This is a genomic window from Mycobacterium simulans (assembly GCF_900232995.1).
GTDB classification, from domain to species: domain Bacteria; phylum Actinomycetota; class Actinomycetes; order Mycobacteriales; family Mycobacteriaceae; genus Mycobacterium; species Mycobacterium simulans.
Map to the genome: position 1 here is coordinate 637872 of NZ_OCVX01000003.1, position 18440 is coordinate 656311.

Below are 18440 nucleotides of genomic sequence, written 5' to 3' on the forward strand. Positions count from 1 at the left end.
CATCGGACGATGACCGGATACTGATCGCCAACGCCGCGACCAGTGCCGCCACTCCAATGATGAAGATCGACGCCAGTGCGCTGCCGACCAGGGCGAAAGACTTCCGTTCGTGCTGATCAGCCGGATGATGATCGACAGAGTCTGGGACGGCGCTGTACGCGAGCGCGCTGTCGCCGGTATTCACGGCGTCCGAGACGTCGTCGAAATAGGCAGCATCGAGCGTGTATGAGTTGAGTCCACCCGTGCCGGGGTCCTGCGCATAGGCTCGCGCCGCCGTGGAGGACACAAATAACGGTGTATTCGCCGACGCCAGCGCCGCCCCGCGCGCTAATGCCGTTTCCGGCTCCTCGGGCGCAGTCACCGGAAGCGAGGTCGCGGCTTCCAGCGTCGGCTTGATCAACGGGATGTCGACATCAGAACCGACAAGAAACACCGCGTCCGGATGTGTCTCCAAGTCCTCAACGCCGGAGACTATTTCCGTTAGCTGAGCCACCGCGACGTCGTCGTCATCAGGCAACGGCTGTCGATGAATATCGGCGATAGAACCATCGGCGCTGTCGACGACCGCCAAGGTCGCGGTGTCAGGCTCGATGAACAGCAGCGCGGTATGAGCGTAGTTGGTTTCATTGCCGACCGCTTGAGCCAGCGCAGCCGCGGCCAGAAACGCCGAGACCAGCATGACGTTCTCGATCTTGTGGGAGACCAACGCGTCCCGCAGTGCGGTGGCCTGGGTGGGGTCTATCCAGGTCACACCGGTCGACGCCAGCTGGTAACCACCCTCAGCGGCACCCTCCCTGGTTCCCAGGATCGCCGAGATCACCTGCTCGGCCGCGTTGGCCGTAGTCACATCCGGCTCAGCGGCTTCAGTATTGAAGGCGAAGTTGTCTTCATCGACGGTTACGCCGTCGCCGTTCTCACCTTCAACTAGCACCATCCGGACTGCCGTTGGCGCTACCGACACACCAAGTACGGTGTCCAAAACTCCCCCATACCAGATTTGCACTGTGCGTGGGTCCCCAACCCTTGTAGAACAACCCTACCCGCGCGGCCTATCTATGTCCGTGACCTCCACCGCCACCGAAGCCACCACCATGGCCACCGCCGAAGGGACCACCATGACCACCACCCCCGAAGGGACCACCATGACCGCCACCCCCGAAGGGACCACCATGACCGCCGCCACCGAAGGGACCACCATGGCCACCACCCCCAAAGGGACCACCATGGCCACCACCCCCAAAGGGACCACCATGACCGCCACCCCCGAAGGGACCACCATGACCGCCGCCGGGGCCACCGCCTCCGAACGGGCCACGCCCCGGCTTTGGTGACGGGCCACGCCCCGGAGGACCTTGCTGCACCGGTGCCTGCGGAGCCGGGAGCGTGACGCGTGGTGGTAACGCCGGAAGCTGAGGACGAGGTTGGGGCGCCTTCGGTTGCAGCTGCGGCACCCGCACCGGAGGCTGGGGCGCGGGCGGCCGTAGCAGCGTGTCAGGAATAGGCAGCTGAACGGGCGGCGCAAGAATCGGAACCAAGGGCGGAACGATAACCGGACGGGGCGCCGCCGGCGCCGGTACCGGGACCGGCGCAGCTGGGGCAGGGGCGGCTGGAGCCGGCGCGGGTACCGGAACCGGTGCGGCCGGGACCCGCGCGGCGGGAGCCGGCGCGGCAGGAGCCGCGGGCACGGGGGCCGGCACGTGCGGGCTCGCGGCGGGGGGCGGCTCGCTGAGCACCGGCACATCGATTTTCGGCGGCGGCGCCGCCTCCTGCGTCGGCACGGGCGCCGGCTGGGTCGGAGCGACGAAGTGGTTTTCGCTGGGAGCCGGCGCTAAACCGACAGTTGGACGGATGCCGAGCACCAACGCGATCTCCAGCGCCACCACGGCGGCGATGGCGACCACGGCCACTGCGCTTCCGATCAACAGGCCCGGTCGGGAACGGGCGGCTGCAACGTCGGACCCGCCGTCCGGCATTGCGCTGTAGGTGCCGTCGCCCTCGCTCGCAGGGTCGGCGCCTCGGAGATACTCGGCATCCTGCGCGTAGGCGAGAGCGGCGGTGGACGAAACAAACAACGGCGCACTGCCCGACGCCAGTGCCGCGCCCCGAGCCAGCGCCATCTCATGCTCCTCGGGCACACTCACCGTCAGTGACGTCGCCTCATCCAACGCTGGCTTGATCAGAGGGACGTCGACGCCGGAGCCCACGACGTAAACACCGTCAGGGTGCGCATCCATCGACTCAGCACTAGAAACCATCTCGACCAGTTCGGCCAGCGCGGCGTCGTCATCCTGGGCCAGGAGCTTGCGGTGCAGGTCGCTAACCGACCCATCAGCGGTGTCCACCACGGCCAGAGTTGCGCTGTCGGGCTCGATGTACAGCACGGCGGTGTGCTCGTAGCCGACCGCACCACCGACAGCCTGACCCAGCGCGGCCGCAGCCAAAAACGCGGAGACGAGCATCACGTTCTCGACCTTGTAGGCAGCTAGCGAGTCGCGCAGCGCCGCCGCCTGAAGCTGATCGGTCCAGGTCACACCGATGGAGGACACGCGAAGGCCAGCGTCGGCAGCGCCTTCGCGAGTACCCAGGATCGCGGCTATCACCTGATCGGATGCGCTGGCAGCGCGATCGCGCCCCACCCGGAAGCTGTCTTCTTCGATGATTGCGCCGTCGCCGTCTTCGCCCTCGATCAACGCCATCCGGACCGACGACGGTGCCATCGAAACCCCGAGTACGACGTCCAAAACCCCTCCCAAGGTCTTGCGTACGGCCACGGTCTGGGCGGAGGGAAAGCCCGGTTTCAATAGTTGCCGGTCAAGCTATGCCGGAGCTAGGTGGACCTTATGAAGCTAGCCAGTCACCATCTGGCCGCGAGGACCGCGGTCCGCTAACAGCCAATGTATTGCCGCAACGGCTTGCGAGAGTAAAGACCTCGTCATGCCCATTGCCACCAGCACATATACACCGCCGGTCCGGGCTGATACACGCAACGCCGGTATCCGCTAACAGGACCACCAGCACCAGGGCCGCGGCTCGGCGGAGGGACCACTTGAGTTGGCGCGGGCGCCTGCTCAGTCGATGCTACGAACCGGCTTTCGCTGGAGCTCGGCCGCAAAGCGACTGTCGCACGGTTACCGATCGCCGGCACAATTCCCAGCACCACCCCCGCACCGATGGCAACCGCCGCCAGCCCGCGACCGATCAGTAGGACCGGCCTGCGCCGTACGGTGCATTGATTGGGAGCGCGAACGTCGCCGGAAATCCCGAGTACCACGTCCAAGAGTGCTCCCAAGATTGTGCAGGCCAGTTACGAGCGTAGTGCACGCAACGAGGCGCGCAAATACTGTATTAGTATACCCATGCAATCGTTTTTATATACGATTATCGTCTATGGGAATGATCTCACCTTAGCCGCGCCAACTAAGTCGACTTGATGAAGTTCTGGTACGAACGGGACGGCGTAGGACCACGCTGACCCTGATATTTAGACCCCACTCGCGAACTGCCGTAGGGATGCTCAGACGGGCTGGTCAATCGCAAGATGCACAACTGGCCGATTTTCATGCCCGGCCACAGCGTGATCGGCAGGTTCGCGACGTTGGATAGCTCCAGCGTGATGTGGCCACTGAAGCCGGGATCGATGAACCCCGCGGTCGAGTGCGTCAACAGGCCCAGCCGGCCCAGCGAGGACTTGCCTTCCAGCCGCCCCGCGAGGTCGTCCGGCAGCGTGCACAGTTCCAGCGTCGAGCCGAGTACGAACTCACCCGGGTGTAGCACGAACGGTTCTCCGTCGACAGGTTGCACCAGACTCGTCAGCTCGTCCTGTTGCTGGGCGGGGTCGATATGGGTGTAGCGGGTGTTGTTAAAGACCCGGAACATACAGTCGAGCCGGACATCGATGCTAGAGGGCTGAACAAGACTGTCGTCGTAAGGATCGACACCCAACCGTCCGGCGGCGATTTCGGCTCTGAGGTCACGATCGGAGAGCAGCACCCGACGAGCGTATCTGCTGCTGAACGCTAGCCGTCCAGCTCAGCGGACGTAGATTTCCTCGCCGGTGGGGTATCCGCCCCCGGTAGTGGTGATGTGGATGTGGTCATAGTGGCCGTAACCGCCAGTCTGCCCACCGCCGGGCGTGTAGTAGACACCACGCCAAATCACGTCCTGGATTCCGAATCGGGTCGCGTTCTGCAGCGCGTACGCAACGATCTCATTGCCCAGCGCTATGCCATCGGCGCTGCCGGGGTCGGGCACCATTACATCGAGCGCCAAACCGTTGGGATGCCATCGGAGCGCATCCGGGCGAACGCCGCCGATTTCGTGAATCTCAGGAAATATCGCACTGATACTCCGGGCCACCAAGATGGTTCTGACTTGTAGACCCTGTTCGGGCGCCACGCCAACGGGCAAGACGCGGTTGTCAACCCGGTATCGCGATGCTGCGGCAAGCTCGACCGCCGCGAAGTGCATGCCGACGGCGTCATGTGGAAGGTTCGCCGAGAATCCCGGTGGCGCCGTCACAATCTCGAGGCAACACGGCTCAACGCCGGCAACAACCTGTTTGACATCTTCACGGGCGGCGCCTGGGTATACGTCGCCACCGGCTGCGAAAAGCACGGCGGCTGGGGCAATGACCGCAGCCAGAACCACTGATGGCTTTCGCTTTCGTGGCTTCCTCGCCAATTGATGTCGACCCACGAAAGGCACCATACGAGATAACGGCAAATAACGAAAGAATAACTATTGAGCTTTCTTGCGGCTTCCCGGGCTGGTAGCGGCCTCAATCTGAGGTTAAGCACTTCGCTGAATTTGTGATCTTTCTCGTATTCCTTAAGCGCGACAACCATTTACCGACTGATGGGACTATGGCGCCGTTGATCGGATCGGCCGACGATCACCTGTCGGTGGATGCTAGCCTTCGTGAGCACGTGCCGATGTAGTTCAATGGCAGAACATCAGCTTCCCAAGCTGAGAACGCGGGTTCGATTCCCGTCATCGGCTCCACGGAACGCCCTGGTTAGGGCGTATTTGAGACGTATTTGTCGCCTCGCTCACCAGTTCGAGCAGGTTTCTGTAGCCCGGTCAAGGCGCCGAGGTCCTGGCTAGTCGAAAACAAGTCCGGGTGTGTCGCACCCTCGTGAGATACTCCCGGCTGGATGAGCACGACTACAGCGGGATTAATGAGCAAGAACACGACTACAGCGGGATTAATGAGCAAGAAGAAGAAGAGACCACGGGCGGTACGGCAGCTCGATCCGCTAGGGATGCGCGACGGCTCCGCGAGCGGCCAGGACGGCGGGACACTAACGGCATCGTTCATCACGCACCAGGACTCCGTGCTTCCGGTGAAGCTGAACTTTCCGCCGCCGCTCGCGCATCTGGGTTCGGACCCGTTGACCTTCGACTACCAGTGGCAGCTCTTGACGTACGCCTTCAGTCTCCCCGATCCAGCCGACTTCCCGGCACTGCCCGGTCAGATTCCAGAAAAAGAACTGCGGAGGCTCACCAGGTTCGTCGACGTGTGCGAGAAAACGGCCAAGTACACCGTCGTGGCGCACAAGGGCGGCATCACGCTGAAGGGTGAGCATGGCAATTGGGGCCTGGAGGTGAACGAGACGAAAGACGAGGAGACGGTTGGCTTCGCCGTCCGATTCCGCCAGCTGCACGAGAACTCGACTGGGGAGCCCGATTTCTCAGCAGTTATCAACATCTTGGATAAGTACGCACGCCAGTTCACTGACGAGCAAACCGATACGCGGACGGACATCCTCCAACAATGGAGAAAGGCACGCGCGCAGCTGATGAACCGACCTCTCCAAAACATCGTGGCGCGGATGGTGCTGGCTAATGACGGTTTGTCCGACACTCAGATCGATGACATCGCCATGTACAACGATGTCAACCCGGCAGAATTGATCAATTTCTTCAACTACGGCGAGTTGATCCACTACGGCAAGCACAGCGAGGAGTACGACAAGCTGGCCGAAGACCCCGAACTTGAGGCCATCCAGCACAACAACTTTAAGCAGGCCATGCTCGGTTTGATCCACCTGTACTTCGGCTTCTCCGAAGTGATTCGGTCGGCTATTGGTCTCAAGCGCGCCGAGGCGGCGTAGCTCGCAAGGGTGGCAACGATGCTCGGACGGTTGGCCAGATGGCTGCGCGAATGGGCCGTTGTCGCCGTCGCCACGTGGTTGGCGTGGGAACAGGTGGCGAACCGCCTTCCCCAATGGTCGCTCTATGCAGTCCTAGGCGGCGTTGCGATCCTCGCTTTGATCACACTTCCCCTGGGCGTGAACGACGACGGCTCCACCTTCCGCATCATCAGCAAGGTCTCCGGCCGCAACAACTCAAGCGTGATATCGGGCGACCAATCGCCCGTCAGCGGGAACGTCATCGTCGCCGGAAAGCGACACACTGTCGTTGTAGTCACGGCCGCCGAAGCTCGGCAGATTTCAAATGACACCGGGCGCAACGAATTGATGCGCGACACCAAGGCCATCACGATGCCCGATGCCAGAGCTGCGGTAGACGAGACGCTCAACGAGCGGTTCGGCGAGTTGACCGACATGCTGATAGACCGCATCAACGTGAAGGACGCACACCTCTTCAATCGCTTCGCAGATCCGAGATATATTGCACCGCTAGGAAGCGCGCATCGCACGTACGCCGAGACCGGAAGTAAGCAACTTGGCGAGACGCTCTCAGGACTGCTTGCCGAACTCGCAGCCCAACCAGTCGGCTCACGTCGGGAGATCTTCCCACGCCAAGCAGTAGAGGTCACCCGGGTATTGACCATCGAGCACGTCAATTCCCTTGCAGTCAAGCTGTTTATAACGGACTTCATGTTCGCTGAGCCATACGACACCGACATGCTTATCCATGCGCTGGACACCCTGCTCAGCCCGTATTACGGGCGTATTCCTACTAGCCGCTGGGACTATCAATACATGAGCTCGACCGGCGTCTGCGAGGACGGCCAGTTTGGCGCCTGGGCCAGGGAACCCTACCAGGCGTTGTACAAAAAGTACCGAAACTCAATGTATCCGGCTCTTAGGACCGCTGATCTAAAGGGCAAATTCCTGAGCGAGGATGGTCCGTACAATGAGGAATCCGAGCGGTTGTTGTTGATATTCGCAGAGAGTGAAGACGATGTGCGAGTAACCGATCGGGGCACCTTAATCTCCCAGGAGGGCGCACGATTTCGTGTAGCGCCGGATCGAGTCGCAAAGGTCCTCGGCACCACCCATGATGCAGAGAAGTACATGACAGAAGCCGAGAAGGAATTGCGAGCAATTGTCCTGGCACGAACTATCAGTCTCGATGACTTCAAGAAACGAATCTCCGAGTCGAAACCAGCGCTTGCTACCCTGCTCGACACCATACAAAAAACAGGAGCCTTGCACTTTCCGATGCAACCCGTCGGCTTCGTGTTGGCTCAACACGAGATGAATTCTCGGGCACCACAACTAGCCACCCTCATTGACAAGATCTTTGACGACGAGGGCTAACCTCGCAGCCGGACCACGTTCCCGGCCTCGGCTGGTTGCTCCATTGCGCCGAGCTTCCGCATCGCGTCGGCGTGGTCATCGGTGTTGAACGGGTGTATACGTCTAGCGTTGTCCGAACGTTGGCGTGGCCCGTGTCCCGGCCTGGAGTGTGCCCGGGCGGTGCCGTCAAAGCGAGGACAAGCACACGCCGACGTGGCGTCGGGCGGGCGTCCACCCGAACGGCACCGTGCAGATTGTCGACGCCGACGACGATCTCGCCGCAGAATGGGGGGGCTTTAGTTTAGTCGTCTAGTTCTCGGTCATCCGCCGCATCATCCGTGTCGTCGGGTTCGGCTGCAGCGGCAAGAGGATGACAGCCAGCCCAAGCGCGTAGATCGGTAACCCCTCGGATGTACGGAGCGCCGCGCGGACGCAGTAGCTGTAGATACTCCAATACGTCTTCGGGGGCGGCAAGGCCCACTCTGACGACCATCTGCAACAGGGTCAATGTGGTGACCACCACGATGTTGTGCTCCGCCGCTAGCCGCCTTGCGGAGCGGTCATCGGTGACGAGGATTTCCGAACCATACCGCTGCACCATGACGGCGAGCGTCTCCGCTTCACCGAGATGCTTCCTCGGATTCCGTTCTTGTGGTCCGGCGAGCTGGTCACGGAATTCCCGCGTCAGCCGTAATTCAGGAGTAGTTGGTGGGACCGGTTCGCCGAGGAAGCCTTCAGCGGCCGCTATCGATTCGAGGTCCGGTTGTTTCGCGGATTCGAGGCACTCATCCCGAACCGTCGGGCACCAACGACCCCTACCACAGAAGAGCGTTTCAAGCAGATCCATCCGCCCAATGATCGCGAACGACACCAGGACCGTGTTGTCCGCGAAGAAGAAGTTGACCACGGATGCTGTGCTCTGTTCTTCGTCAGAAGCCCAACATCTCCGCGAGATGACCAGCATCCACAGTCGCGGGTTCGGGCGGCGCGTCTATCTCGGTATCGAGTCTGTCGACGTCGACACCGAGCATCCATGCAAGCGTCTCGTTCCCAAGTTGGCCATGGGCGATGCGCTTCATGTGTGCCTCTTGCAGGCCGATGGGGAACCGTCGTTCGCTGGCGCCCCGCCGCCGCTCTGCCACCAAATGCCCGGACGGCGTACCCTTGCCGTCGAGGTTCTCGCCCGCCAGCCGCAGTAGGTGGAAGGTTCCCGCCGCCGCCCAGCGTGTTATCAATTCGGGCATCCGTATACGAAGAGCAGCAAGCCGGTTCTGTAACGCAATCATGGACACGCCGTGATCCCAAAGGAATTGCGCGAGTTGTTCTTTGGTGACCGTCGACCAGGCCACCGGCTTCACGTCGTGTATTGGCAGTAGCAATTCGGCCGCGAATGCATTGGCGCGAGTCTCGTGTTCGCGCCGCTTCGTGGTGGGTAAGTCGGTGTCCATATCCTGGGCTGCAACATGCCCCAATTCGTGTGCGATAGACCAATTTTCGTAGAACCAGCTCCCCGAAGCCGGGATCACGATGACGGTGTGGCTACCAATCGTGAGCGTGTAGGAATGCGATATCTCCTTTAGCCGCACCACGTCAATGCCAAGGTTCTGCTCGACTCGCTCGATGAATGGGCGAACGAAATTGGGCTGCAACCTATCGCGTATCTCTTCGACGGTGGTGGGTTGCTTCCACCGGCTAGAGCCCGTGTCGTGCGGATATGCCTGTCGGTAGGCGAGCGCGATGTCGAGTAGGACAGCCTCGTCCTGCTCGCGGTCAGGCACCTCGTGGCTGCGTGTGTCTGGATCGTAGAAGTGGCGGGCAGCCAGGCGCGGGCGCATCGGGTCGGGTTGACCGGTGATAAGCCAGTGCACGTCCTGGCCCAGCTCATCCGCGAGCCGAGCTATCTCGATAGACGAGAACGATCGCGCACCATTGAGCGACCGCGAGAAAGCGTCAGGCGTCATCCTGATCGACTGAGCAATGGCACGGTGACTGCGCGGCGGTTCCAACTCCGCGATGCAGGAGCGAACTCGTTCGCCAATGTCGGCGTCCACAACGTCAGTGTAACGAGGCGTTGGGAAAATCCCAACGCTGCTGATCAGGCGATTTACGAGAAATCTCCGGCTCGGTCGACGCGACTCTGCTCCTTCCGCCGATGGCGAAGAACCCACGACGGGAGGCCATACGAATTCGTCCACATCAGTTCGGACGCTGGGCCTAGGCGTCGAGTTCCCTGCGGCTCCGCACCATTGCGAGCTGCTACGTGCGAGCAAACGCGCCACGCAGTGCCCCGCTGTCACGGCGCTGTCACGACCCGCCCGACGCACCACCGCCCAAACGACCCAAGAGGGTGACAGACGGCAACAACCTTGGACAGACGAATCCGATACTGCTACAAGGGGTTCGACCATGCGTCAAGGCGATACGGCTGGGGGTGCGATCGACCCCCATGCACAGCCGCAGATGCGGTCGATGACTACCGGGTCATCACACCAGCACGTGGCCTGAGGTCAACGTCATAGCGCGCCAACCGAATTCACGCTGGTGTCACCCCGGGCGCTCCGTTGGGACCGAAAAAGATATACGCACCGAAGCCCCCGGGGCCGCCCTGGCCCGCGGTGACACCGATGCCGCCGTTGCCGCCGGCGCCTCCGATGCCGAAGAAGATGCCTCCGTAGCCGCCCTGGGCGCCATTGCCCCCGCTGGACAAGTCGGCCGCGCCGTAGCCGTTGCCGCCATGGCCGCCCAAGCCGAAGATGATGCCGCCGAGGCCGCCTAGCCCGCCTACCCCTCCCACGCCGCCGGAAAAAGACCCCCCCCCCCCACCCCCCCCCCACGCGAAACGGCCGGGGCCCCTCCCCCCCCCCCCCCCCAACCCCACCCACCCCATAAACCCCCCCCCCCCCCCCCCCCCCCCCCCCCCCCTTGCCCAAAAAAACCCCCCCCTTCCCCCCCCCCCCCCCCCTTTCTGCCGGGGCCGCCGGCACCGCCGTTGCCACCGTTGCCCCACAACAACCCGCCGTTCTGGCCGTTGGAGCCGGTTCCGTCGACGCCGTTGGCGCCGTCGCCGATCAGCGGGCGCCCCAGAATCGTCTCGACGGGTCCATTGATCGCGTCGAGCAATCCCTGCAGGGGGCCGGCATTGGTGGCCTCGGCACTCGCATACGAGCCCGCACTCGCATTCAGAAGCTGGACGAATTGCTGGTGAAATCCCGCGGCCTGAGCACTGAGCGACTGATAGGCCTGGCCGTGCGCGCTGAACATCATTGCGACCGCTGCCGATACCTCATCGCCGCCCGCGGCCAGCACCGCAGATGTGTGGGTCGCCGCCGCTGCATTGGCCGCGCTGATCGTCGAAGCGACGTTGGCCAAATCCGAGGCCGCAGCCGTCACATACTCCGGCACCGCGCTCAAAAAAGACATCCCGACCTCCGAACGATGCGGCGACCGCCCGCGGATCACCCGATGGCAAAACCGTATCGTTGCCCGGCCCCTACCGATCCCAAGTTCATTTCGCGACGGATTTGCACCCGCGGCTCATACCGTGCCGCAACGGCTGCAGTCATCGCGGTCGTTTGACCTACACCCAGCATCCCGCACAAGCCATGATGGTCACATGGTTGATGCAAACCGCCCCGATGTGGACGTTGTGGTCGTGGGCGCCGGCTTCGCGGGTCTGTACGCCGCATACCGTCTTCGCCTCGCGGATCATTCGATGCGCATATTCGAGGCGGGCGACGACATCGGCGGCACCTGGTACTGGAACCGCTACCCCGGCGCACGCGTCGACATCCCCAGCGTCGACTACATGTTCAGCTTCGACCCGGATTGGTCACGCGACTGGCAGTGGTCGGAGAAGTATGCGACTCAGCCCGAGATCCTGCGGTACCTGAACCACGTCGCCGACAAGCACGACCTTCGTCGCGACATCCAGTTCGGCACCCGGGTCACGCATGCGCACTGGGACGACGGATCGTCTGGGTACCGCGTGCGCACCGATCGCGGCGACGAAATCGCCTGCCGCTATCTCGTGATGGCGACCGGTTGTCTCTCGATACCCAAGGACCTCGACATCGCTGGCATCGAAAACTTCACCGGCGACATGTATTTCACGAGTCGCTGGCCCCACGAACCCGTCGACTTCACCGGTAAACGCGTCGGTGTCGTCGGCACTGGGTCGTCGGGGATCCAGTCGATCCCACTCATCGCCGCGCAGGCAGCCCGGTTGGTGGTCTTCCAGCGCACGCCGTGCTTTTCGATCCCCGCCCACAACGGGCCGATCTCGCCGGAGAAGCTCGCCCAACTGGCCGACGAGAGGACCTACCGTGAGGCGGCGAGATATTCCTTCGGCGGGGTGCCATTGGAACGCTCGATCACTCCGGCGTTCTCGGTGTCTGCCGACGAACGCCAGCAGCGATACGAACGCGCCTGGCAGCGCGGCGAACTCCTGGAGGTGCTCAACCTCTACGCCGATGTGATGAGTAATCCTTTGGCCAACAAGGACTTTGCCGATTTTGTCCGCGGCAAGATTAGCGGTATCGTGCACGATCCACAGACAGCGGAAGCGCTTTGCCCCACAAGCTATCCGATCGGCGCAAAACGGCTGTGCCTAGACACCGATTACTACGCCACCTTCAATCTGCCCCATGTGCGGCTGGTGAACCTGCAGAACCAGCCGTTGGTAGGCGTTACCCAGAACGGAATCGACACGGTCGGCGAATCTTTCGAGTTCGACGCGATCGTGTTCGCCACCGGCTTCGACGCAATCACGGGCGCCGTTGCGGCGGTTGACATCGTCGGCCGTGACGGACTTGCGCTGAAGGACAAGTGGTCGCACGGTCCGTCTACCTACCTCGGCCTGACCACCAACGGATTTCCCAACTTCTTTCTCATCGCGGGCCCCAACAGCCCGTCGGTGCTGTCGAACATGGCGGTGTCGATCGAGCAACACGTCGACTTCGTCGCTGACGCCTTGACATTCATGCACGCCCACGGCTTCGACCGGATCGAACCCAGCGAGCTTGCCGAGGCTGGCTGGATGCAGCATTCGGACGACGCCGCATCGATAACGCTTTTCCCACAAGCGAACTCGTGGTATGTCGGCGCCAACATACCGGGCAAGCCCCGCACCTTCATGGCCTACACCGCCGGGGTCGACTTCTACCGGGCGGCGTGTGAAGAGGTGGTGGCCCGCGACTACTTGGGGTTCAGGTTGTCCGGTCCTACAGGTTCACGATGCGAAGACGGCGTGGTGCGCCGCCTGCAGCCCGACGTCCAGATGGTCCTCGAGCAGATGGCGGCGCTGAATCTGCCTCCGCTGGAATCTATGACGCCCGATCAGGCGCGTGCCTTCATGAACGAGGTCAACCTCGCGCGCCCGCCGGGCCCGGACGTCGGCGAAATCGCCGACGGAACACTGCCCGGCGCCGCGGGAATCCTGGCCTATCGCCTCTATCGACCGGCGAGCCAGGGTCCGCACGGCGTTGTCGTCTACTTCCACGGTGGCGGTTGGGTTCTCGGCGACCACATCTCGGACGATCCGTTGTGTCGCGATCTCTGCGTGCGCAGCGACACGCTGATTGTGTCGGTGAACTACCGGCACGCCCCCGAGCACCGCTTTCCCGCCGCGGTCGACGACGGCTGGGCGGCAGTGCAGTGGATCGCCGAGCACGCCGAAGAACTCGGTGGCATCCCCGGACAGCTGGTGGTATGCGGGTGGAGCGCCGGGGCAGGCATCGCCGCCGTGGTCTGCCAACTCGCCAGGGACGCGGCCCGGCCGAGGATCGTCGGCCAGGCGCTGCTCACTCCTGTCACTGATTCCGATCAGGCCCGCGGCTCCTACCTCGAGAATGCCGACGGCTACGGTCTCACCGCCCCGCTGATGCGGTGGTTCTTCGATCAGTACGCCGATCCCGAGGTACGGGATGACCCGAGGATCACACCGCTGTGCGCGCCGGATCTGTCGGACCTGCCACCGGCGATCGTCGTCTCGGCAGAGTTCGACCCGCTGCGCGATGGGGGCGTTGCGTACGCCGAAGCGCTTGCCGCAGCAGGGGTTCCGACCGAGCACGTACGGGCCCGCGGCCACACACACGTGTCCGTGACGATGGTCGACGTGGTCGTCTCTGGGACCCCAATCCGGGCCCGGATCGCCGACGCGCTGCGCGGATTCTTCGCGGCCGATGCCGCCAATCCCGCGCCAGCTCGTAACCGGGTTAGCTTGCCAGGTATTGCTTGAGCCGTTCGAGGTCGCGCGAGGCATTCAAAACCAGGTCTAAGTACTCGCTCGGGACCGGGTGCGGACCGTTGCTTTGACCATCCGACGGAATCACAGTGCCGCCGGAGCCCTGCGTTCCCTCGAGGCCGCCCATGCCGTGCACACCTGTGTTCCCAACGGCCCCGTTAGCGCCACGAGTGGAGCCGGTGCCGCCCTGGCCCCCTGGGCCGCCGTCCCCGCCGGCTCCGCCGGTGCCGCCAGCCCCGCCGTGGCCTCCCACGGCACCGGCTCCACCGGCACCGCCGGCACCGCCAATCCCGCCCGCACCGCCGTCGCCGCCATTGCCGCTGAACAACCCGGCATGACCGCCGTTACCACCCTGCCCCCCGACAATGCCCGCGTTCCCGGCATTGCCGTGAGCTCCCATGCCACCGACACCTCCCGCACCGCCTTGCGCGCCGGGGCCGCCGACACCGCCAGTTCCACCCGCGGCCCCGGTACCGCCGGTCCCACCGGTGCCACCCGGACCGGCGACGCCATCGCCGCCGTGACCTGCGCCGCCGGGAGCGCCGCTGCCCCGCACTTAACGCCGCCACGAACTGGTCTTGCTGCGCGGCGACCTCGGCACTGAGCACCTGATAGTCCTGGGCGTAGCTGCCGAAAAGCGTCGCGATGGCCGCCGATACTTCGTCGGCCGCGGCGACCTGTATGCCGACAGTCGGAATTGCCGCGGCGGCATTTGCCGCGCTGATCGTCGAGCTAATTCTCGCCAAGTCCGAGCCTGCAGCCGCCACCGTTTGGGGCACCACACTGACAAACATGTTCCACCTCATAACCGGTGACCGCGCCCTGCCACCTGCTGATAAGGACAAGCGTCTCGAGCCGGACCTGAATAAAAGGTGGATATCTATGAAATGCGCTGGTCAGCACCGAATTATGGCCATCCCGGCACGGATGATTACCGCGGTCACGCCAACGTAGTACCGGGCTACTTGTGCCCGCCGCCGCCAGAGCTGTGCCCACCGGAGCTGCCACCGCTGGAACTGTGTCCGCCCGAGCTGCCGCCGCTGGAACTGTGTCCGCCGGAGCTGCCGCCGCTGGAACTGCCCCCGCCACCGAGGGAGCCGCCTCCCCCACCACCGACGGAGCCAGCCGCGCCTCCGGCAGAGCTGCCTCCGGCGACGACGGGGCTGCCTCCACTGCCGCCGACGGAACCGCCGCCTCCGCCGAGAGTGGGCGACGGCTCTTGCACCGGCGGCGTGAACGAGTGCGGCAGTTGCGGGACGACCGACGGCACGTCCGGAACCGGCGCACCTCCGAGACCCGGCGAGCCAAGCGCCGGTGGGCCCCCCGGGGCCGGCTGACCAATAGGTGGTGGGGCCTCCAGAGCCGGCAGGCCTGGAGCCAATGGAGCCTCTAGAGCCGGAAAGTTAACCGGTGCTTGAGGTTCCGGAACGTACTCCGGTGGCGGTGCCACCGGAACATGCGAAGGCGGATGTGACACCGGCACCGTGGTAGGCGGCTGTGACACCGGAACCGTCGTCGGCGGCTGTGACACGGGAACCGACGTAGGCGGCTGTGACACAGGAACTGTCGTCGGCGGCTGTGACACCGGAACCGACGTAGGCGGCTGCGACACCGGAACCGACGTCGGCGGCTGTGACACCGGAACCGACGTCGGCGGCTGGGACACGGGAACCGTCGTAGGCGGCTGTGACACGGGAACCGACGTGGGCGGCTGCGAGACCGGAACCGACGTCGGCGGCTGTGACACCGGCAGGGGCACTGGGAGTGGGGGCGCCGGAACGTTTGGTACAGGAACAGAAGACTCGCGCGGTGGAGCAATTGGCAGCGGCAGGAGTATCGGATAGTTGGGAGTTGGCATGCTGAGCCGTACGCCGGGATCCGGCGCCGGAGCGAGCGGAGCGAGACGAACCGGCACGGTCCCCGGTGCATCCGCCGGCACCGGAGACACCGCGGGCGGAGGGGGAGCGAAAGCGTTCAATGCCGGCAACTTTGCCACCGGGACCTGCTGCTGATTCGATCTCGGTTGCGTAGCGGACGCCACAGCCGGCGCCGGCAGGAGCTCTCGCAAGGGGCCGATCATGTTATGGCCAGGCACGGGCTGCACTGCGACGGCCGTTTGACGGATACCGAGCGCCAACGCGACTTCCAGCGCGACAACCCCGGTGATAAGAGCCACCGCGGCCACACTGCCCAACAGCAGGACCGGTCTACGCTGCCGCAGGCCCTCGTTCAGATCGGCTTCCTCAGCCGTGTCCATCACCGCGGTGCGGGCATCGGCGTCCTCATCCGGCACAGCGCTGTAGGCGAGGTCGCCCTCGCCGCGCAGTGCATCGGCAGGAACGGTGTGAACATCGGTATCCGAATCCTGCTCGTAGACAAAGGTATCGGTGGACGAAGCCAATAGCGATGCATGGGCAGACGCCAGCGCCGCACCCCGGGCCAGCGCAGTCTCCGGGTCCTCTGGCGCATTCACCGCAAGCGATGTCGCAGTCTCCAATTGGGCCTTCATGGAGGCGATATCAACTCCGGAGCCGATGACGAACAGGCCGTCCGGGCGCGCTTCGAGTTCCTCCGCCTCCGCGACCAACGCGGTCAGCTCCGCCATGGCGTCGACGCTGTGCAGCGGTTCTTTATGGATGCCGGCGATGGCTCCGTCGGCCGCCTCGACGACAGCCAAGGTCGCGCTCTCGGGCTCGACGAAAAGCATTGCGATGCGCTCATAACCGATCGCCCGCCCGACCGCCTGGGCCAGTGCTGCAGCGGCGAGGAACGCCGAGATCAGCGTCACGTTGTCGACCTTGCGAGCGGCCAACGCGTCGCACAGCGCGGCGGCCTCGAGCTGGTCCGTCGAGATCACCCCTATCGAGGTGACCTGGTGACCCGCCTCGTCCGCACCCTCCCGGCTTCCCAGGATGGCGGCGAGCACCTGATCGGTTGCTGAGTCGGCGGCCGCAACCTCCAGCTCGCCTTCTTCGACCGTGGCGCCGTCGGCGTTTTCCCCCTCAACCAGCACCATGCGGATCGCCGCAGGTGTCATCGACAGCCCGACTACGATGTCCACCGCTACTCCAATTTTTGCTATCTGGCCACGGCCCAGCGGAAAGCACCGCTCCGACCACACGAAAACTAGTTCGGCAAGCCTGTATTGGCTTAGGTAGCAGCTAGGTAGTACCTATGACTTCCGGGAACGCGATGCGCTAAATCTGCGGACCTGCTGACCGCAGTGATGCCACGATGTTGACGTGACTGATGGGCGGGTGCGCTACGCGCGTAATGGCGACGTACACCTGGCGTATCGAGTGTTCGGCGAGTCGGGGCCGGTGGTCGTGTGGGTGCCCGGCTGGGTGGTGGGCAACGTTGATACCTACGACGACGCAGCGAGTCTCTACGGGCCTCTGATCGAAAAGTTCGCGCGAGAAACACGGTTTGTCGTTTATGACAAGCGAGGCGCGGGACTCTCCGACCCGGTGTCCCAAGCGCCTTCGTTGACTGAACGCATCGACGATCTGCGGGCGGTATGCGATGCGGCCAATGCTGACCACCCGATCCTCCTCGGCACCGGTGAGGGCGGATCGACCAGCGTTCTATTCGCGGCGACCTACCCCGACCGAGTTGACAAGTTGGTCCTGTACGCAACCGCTGCGCGGTTCTCTCAACAGCTGCCGGATTTCCCGTGGGGCTTTACACCTGCGGAAATTGCCGCGCAGCTCGACGACATCGATGAGCACTGGGGCGACGGAGCGCTCGTGGAGCTCTTCCACGGTCCCACCTCCGACCTACCCGGAGTGCGTGAGCTTTTCGGCAAGCTCCAACGGTCGATCGCAAGCCCGCACATGGCGCGGCTGTGGTGGCAGGCCCTGATGGAGATCGATGTCCGCGACATGCTTCCCAAAGTGTCTGCACCCACCTTTGTCTTCGCGCGGCCCGGGGATCAATTTGTGCCGTTCGAAGCCACTGCCGCCCTTGCTGCCGGTATCCCTCATGCCCGGTTCCAGGCGCTGCCAGCGGGCCCACACAGCTCGTTCGACATCGTGAGCGAATCCGTGCCGATCGTCCTCGATTTGGTTTTCGAGAGGACCGAAGCGCCCACAGACGAGCGTGTTCTCAAGACGGTCATGTTCACCGATATCGTGAGCTCGACGGAGCAACTCTGCAGCGCAGGTGATACGCGCTGGCGTCACCAACTCGACATCCACGACAGCGTCGTTGACTACATGCTTGCGCAATATGGCGGAGTCCGCGCCAAGCACACGGGCGACGGTGTTTTCGCCCTCTTCGAGGGCCCCACAAGGGCGGTCCGCTGCGCGCTGGCCTTGATGCCCTCACTCGCAGTGCGGGGAATTCGGATACGTGCAGGCATCCACACCGGTGAATGTGAGCGGCGCGGCGACGAGTGGAGTGGGATGGCAGTACACACCGGCGCTCGCATCGGCGCGTTGGCGGGAGCGGGCGAGGTGCTGACGAGCCGGACCGTGCGTGACCTCTCCGCCGGATCGGGACTCATCTTCGAAAGCCTTGGCGCACAACAGCTCAAAGGGCTTCCCGAAGCGATCGACATCTATCGCGTTACGACGCCAGCGACCACCTAGTGTCCTGAGTCATTAATTCATGGGTTCTTGTTAGAATGGGTGATGCCGTCACCGCATGCCGCGCAGATCGTGTTGACCGAGGATGAACGCGCCGAGTTGGAGGGCTGGGTCCGGCGTCGCAAC

13 protein-coding genes, 1 tRNA gene and 2 pseudogenes are annotated in these 18440 nt (G+C 63.7%); 6 read left to right on the top strand and 10 right to left on the bottom strand.

The genetic code is table 11. The features are described from left to right. From MSIMFI_RS03720 to MSIMFI_RS03735, 4 genes are all read right to left on the bottom strand, one after another. A partial coding sequence (locus MSIMFI_RS03720) for a DUF7159 family protein (RefSeq protein ID WP_191496181.1) occupies positions 1-979 on the bottom strand: 979 nt, incomplete at its 3' end. Positions 980-1049: 70 nt separating this feature from the next. Further along, positions 1050-2741, bottom strand: a complete 1692-nt coding sequence (locus MSIMFI_RS03725) for a DUF7159 family protein (protein WP_224770274.1) — start codon at positions 2739-2741, stop codon at positions 1050-1052. Positions 2742-3417: 676 nt separating this feature from the next. Then, complete coding sequence (gene dcd, locus MSIMFI_RS03730) at positions 3418-3990, bottom strand: dCTP deaminase (protein WP_186241328.1); 573 nt, start codon at positions 3988-3990, stop codon at positions 3418-3420. Between the two features lie 39 nt (positions 3991-4029). After that, the gene (locus MSIMFI_RS03735; protein ID WP_191496183.1) at positions 4030-4695 is read right to left on the bottom strand and encodes a hypothetical protein; all 666 of its coding nucleotides are present in this window, start codon (positions 4693-4695) and stop codon (positions 4030-4032) included. Between the two features lie 232 nt (positions 4696-4927). On the opposite strand from MSIMFI_RS03735, the gene MSIMFI_RS03740 reads away from it, so the two are divergent. From MSIMFI_RS03740 to MSIMFI_RS03750, 3 genes are all read left to right on the top strand, one after another. Continuing rightward, positions 4928-5001: transfer RNA gene (locus MSIMFI_RS03740), tRNA-Gly, on the top strand. 176 nt (positions 5002-5177) lie between these two features. Further along, a complete protein-coding gene (locus tag MSIMFI_RS03745; RefSeq protein WP_191496184.1) occupies positions 5178-6113 on the top strand; it encodes a hypothetical protein in 936 nt (311 codons plus the stop codon). Positions 6114-6131: 18 nt separating this feature from the next. Next, positions 6132-7508 (top strand): LPO_1073/Vpar_1526 family protein, encoded by a 1377-nt coding sequence (locus MSIMFI_RS03750; RefSeq protein WP_191496185.1) that lies wholly within the window; start codon positions 6132-6134, stop codon positions 7506-7508. 280 nt (positions 7509-7788) lie between these two features. Here MSIMFI_RS03750 and MSIMFI_RS03755 read toward each other — a convergent pair whose 3' ends face one another. From MSIMFI_RS03755 to MSIMFI_RS29195, 4 genes and pseudogenes are all read right to left on the bottom strand, one after another. Next, positions 7789-8394 carry a hypothetical protein gene (locus MSIMFI_RS03755; RefSeq protein WP_191496186.1) on the bottom strand — a complete coding sequence of 202 codons (606 nt, stop codon included), beginning with the start codon at positions 8392-8394 and terminating at the stop codon, positions 7789-7791. Between the two features lie 22 nt (positions 8395-8416). After that, positions 8417-9538, bottom strand: coding sequence for an ImmA/IrrE family metallo-endopeptidase (locus MSIMFI_RS03760; protein WP_224770065.1), 1122 nt, complete (start codon positions 9536-9538; stop codon positions 8417-8419). 482 nt (positions 9539-10020) lie between these two features. Then, the gene (locus MSIMFI_RS03765; protein ID WP_191496187.1) at positions 10021-10281 is read right to left on the bottom strand and encodes a hypothetical protein; all 261 of its coding nucleotides are present in this window, start codon (positions 10279-10281) and stop codon (positions 10021-10023) included. 92 nt (positions 10282-10373) lie between these two features. Next, positions 10374-10907: pseudogene (locus tag MSIMFI_RS29195) on the bottom strand (PE family protein); the annotation flags it as partial. A 193-nt stretch (positions 10908-11100) separates the two neighbouring features. Here MSIMFI_RS29195 and MSIMFI_RS03775 point away from each other — a divergent pair. Continuing rightward, the gene (locus tag MSIMFI_RS03775) at positions 11101-13722 is read left to right on the top strand and encodes a flavin-containing monooxygenase (protein WP_191496189.1); all 2622 of its coding nucleotides are present in this window, start codon (positions 11101-11103) and stop codon (positions 13720-13722) included. Here MSIMFI_RS03775 and MSIMFI_RS29550 read toward each other — a convergent pair. Then, positions 13700-14474: pseudogene (locus MSIMFI_RS29550) on the bottom strand (PE family protein). The gene MSIMFI_RS03775 and the pseudogene MSIMFI_RS29550 overlap by 23 nt on opposite strands. On the opposite strand from MSIMFI_RS29550, the gene MSIMFI_RS27775 reads away from it, so the two are divergent. Continuing rightward, positions 14374-14682 carry a hypothetical protein gene (locus tag MSIMFI_RS27775; protein ID WP_224770275.1) on the top strand — a complete coding sequence of 103 codons (309 nt, stop codon included), beginning with the start codon at positions 14374-14376 and terminating at the stop codon, positions 14680-14682. The pseudogene MSIMFI_RS29550 and the gene MSIMFI_RS27775 sit on opposite strands and share 101 nt — an antisense overlap. A gap of 7 nt (positions 14683-14689) precedes the next feature. Here the strand turns inward: MSIMFI_RS27775 and MSIMFI_RS03790 are convergent, their stop codons facing one another. Continuing rightward, on the bottom strand, positions 14690-16789 hold the full coding sequence (locus tag MSIMFI_RS03790) for a DUF7159 family protein (protein WP_224770066.1): 2100 nt from the start codon (positions 16787-16789) through the stop codon (positions 14690-14692). Between the two features lie 181 nt (positions 16790-16970). Between MSIMFI_RS03790 and MSIMFI_RS03795 the strand changes: the two genes are divergently transcribed. After that, positions 16971-18317 (top strand): adenylate/guanylate cyclase domain-containing protein, encoded by a 1347-nt coding sequence (locus tag MSIMFI_RS03795; protein ID WP_191496192.1) that lies wholly within the window; start codon positions 16971-16973, stop codon positions 18315-18317. Positions 18318-18440 lie beyond the last annotated feature (123 nt).

What these genes read in the sequence shown, in the direction of transcription:
- MSIMFI_RS03775 (WP_191496189.1), top strand. Translation starts at nt 11,101, where the DNA reads ATGGTTGATGCAAACCGCCCCGATGTGGACGTTGTGGTCGTGGGCGCC.
- MSIMFI_RS03745 (WP_191496184.1), top strand. Translation starts at nt 5,178, where the DNA reads ATGAGCAAGAACACGACTACAGCGGGATTAATGAGCAAGAAGAAGAAG.
- MSIMFI_RS27775 (WP_224770275.1), top strand. Translation starts at nt 14,374, where the DNA reads ATGGCCGCCGATACTTCGTCGGCCGCGGCGACCTGTATGCCGACAGTC.
- MSIMFI_RS03750 (WP_191496185.1), top strand. Translation starts at nt 6,132, where the DNA reads ATGCTCGGACGGTTGGCCAGATGGCTGCGCGAATGGGCCGTTGTCGCC.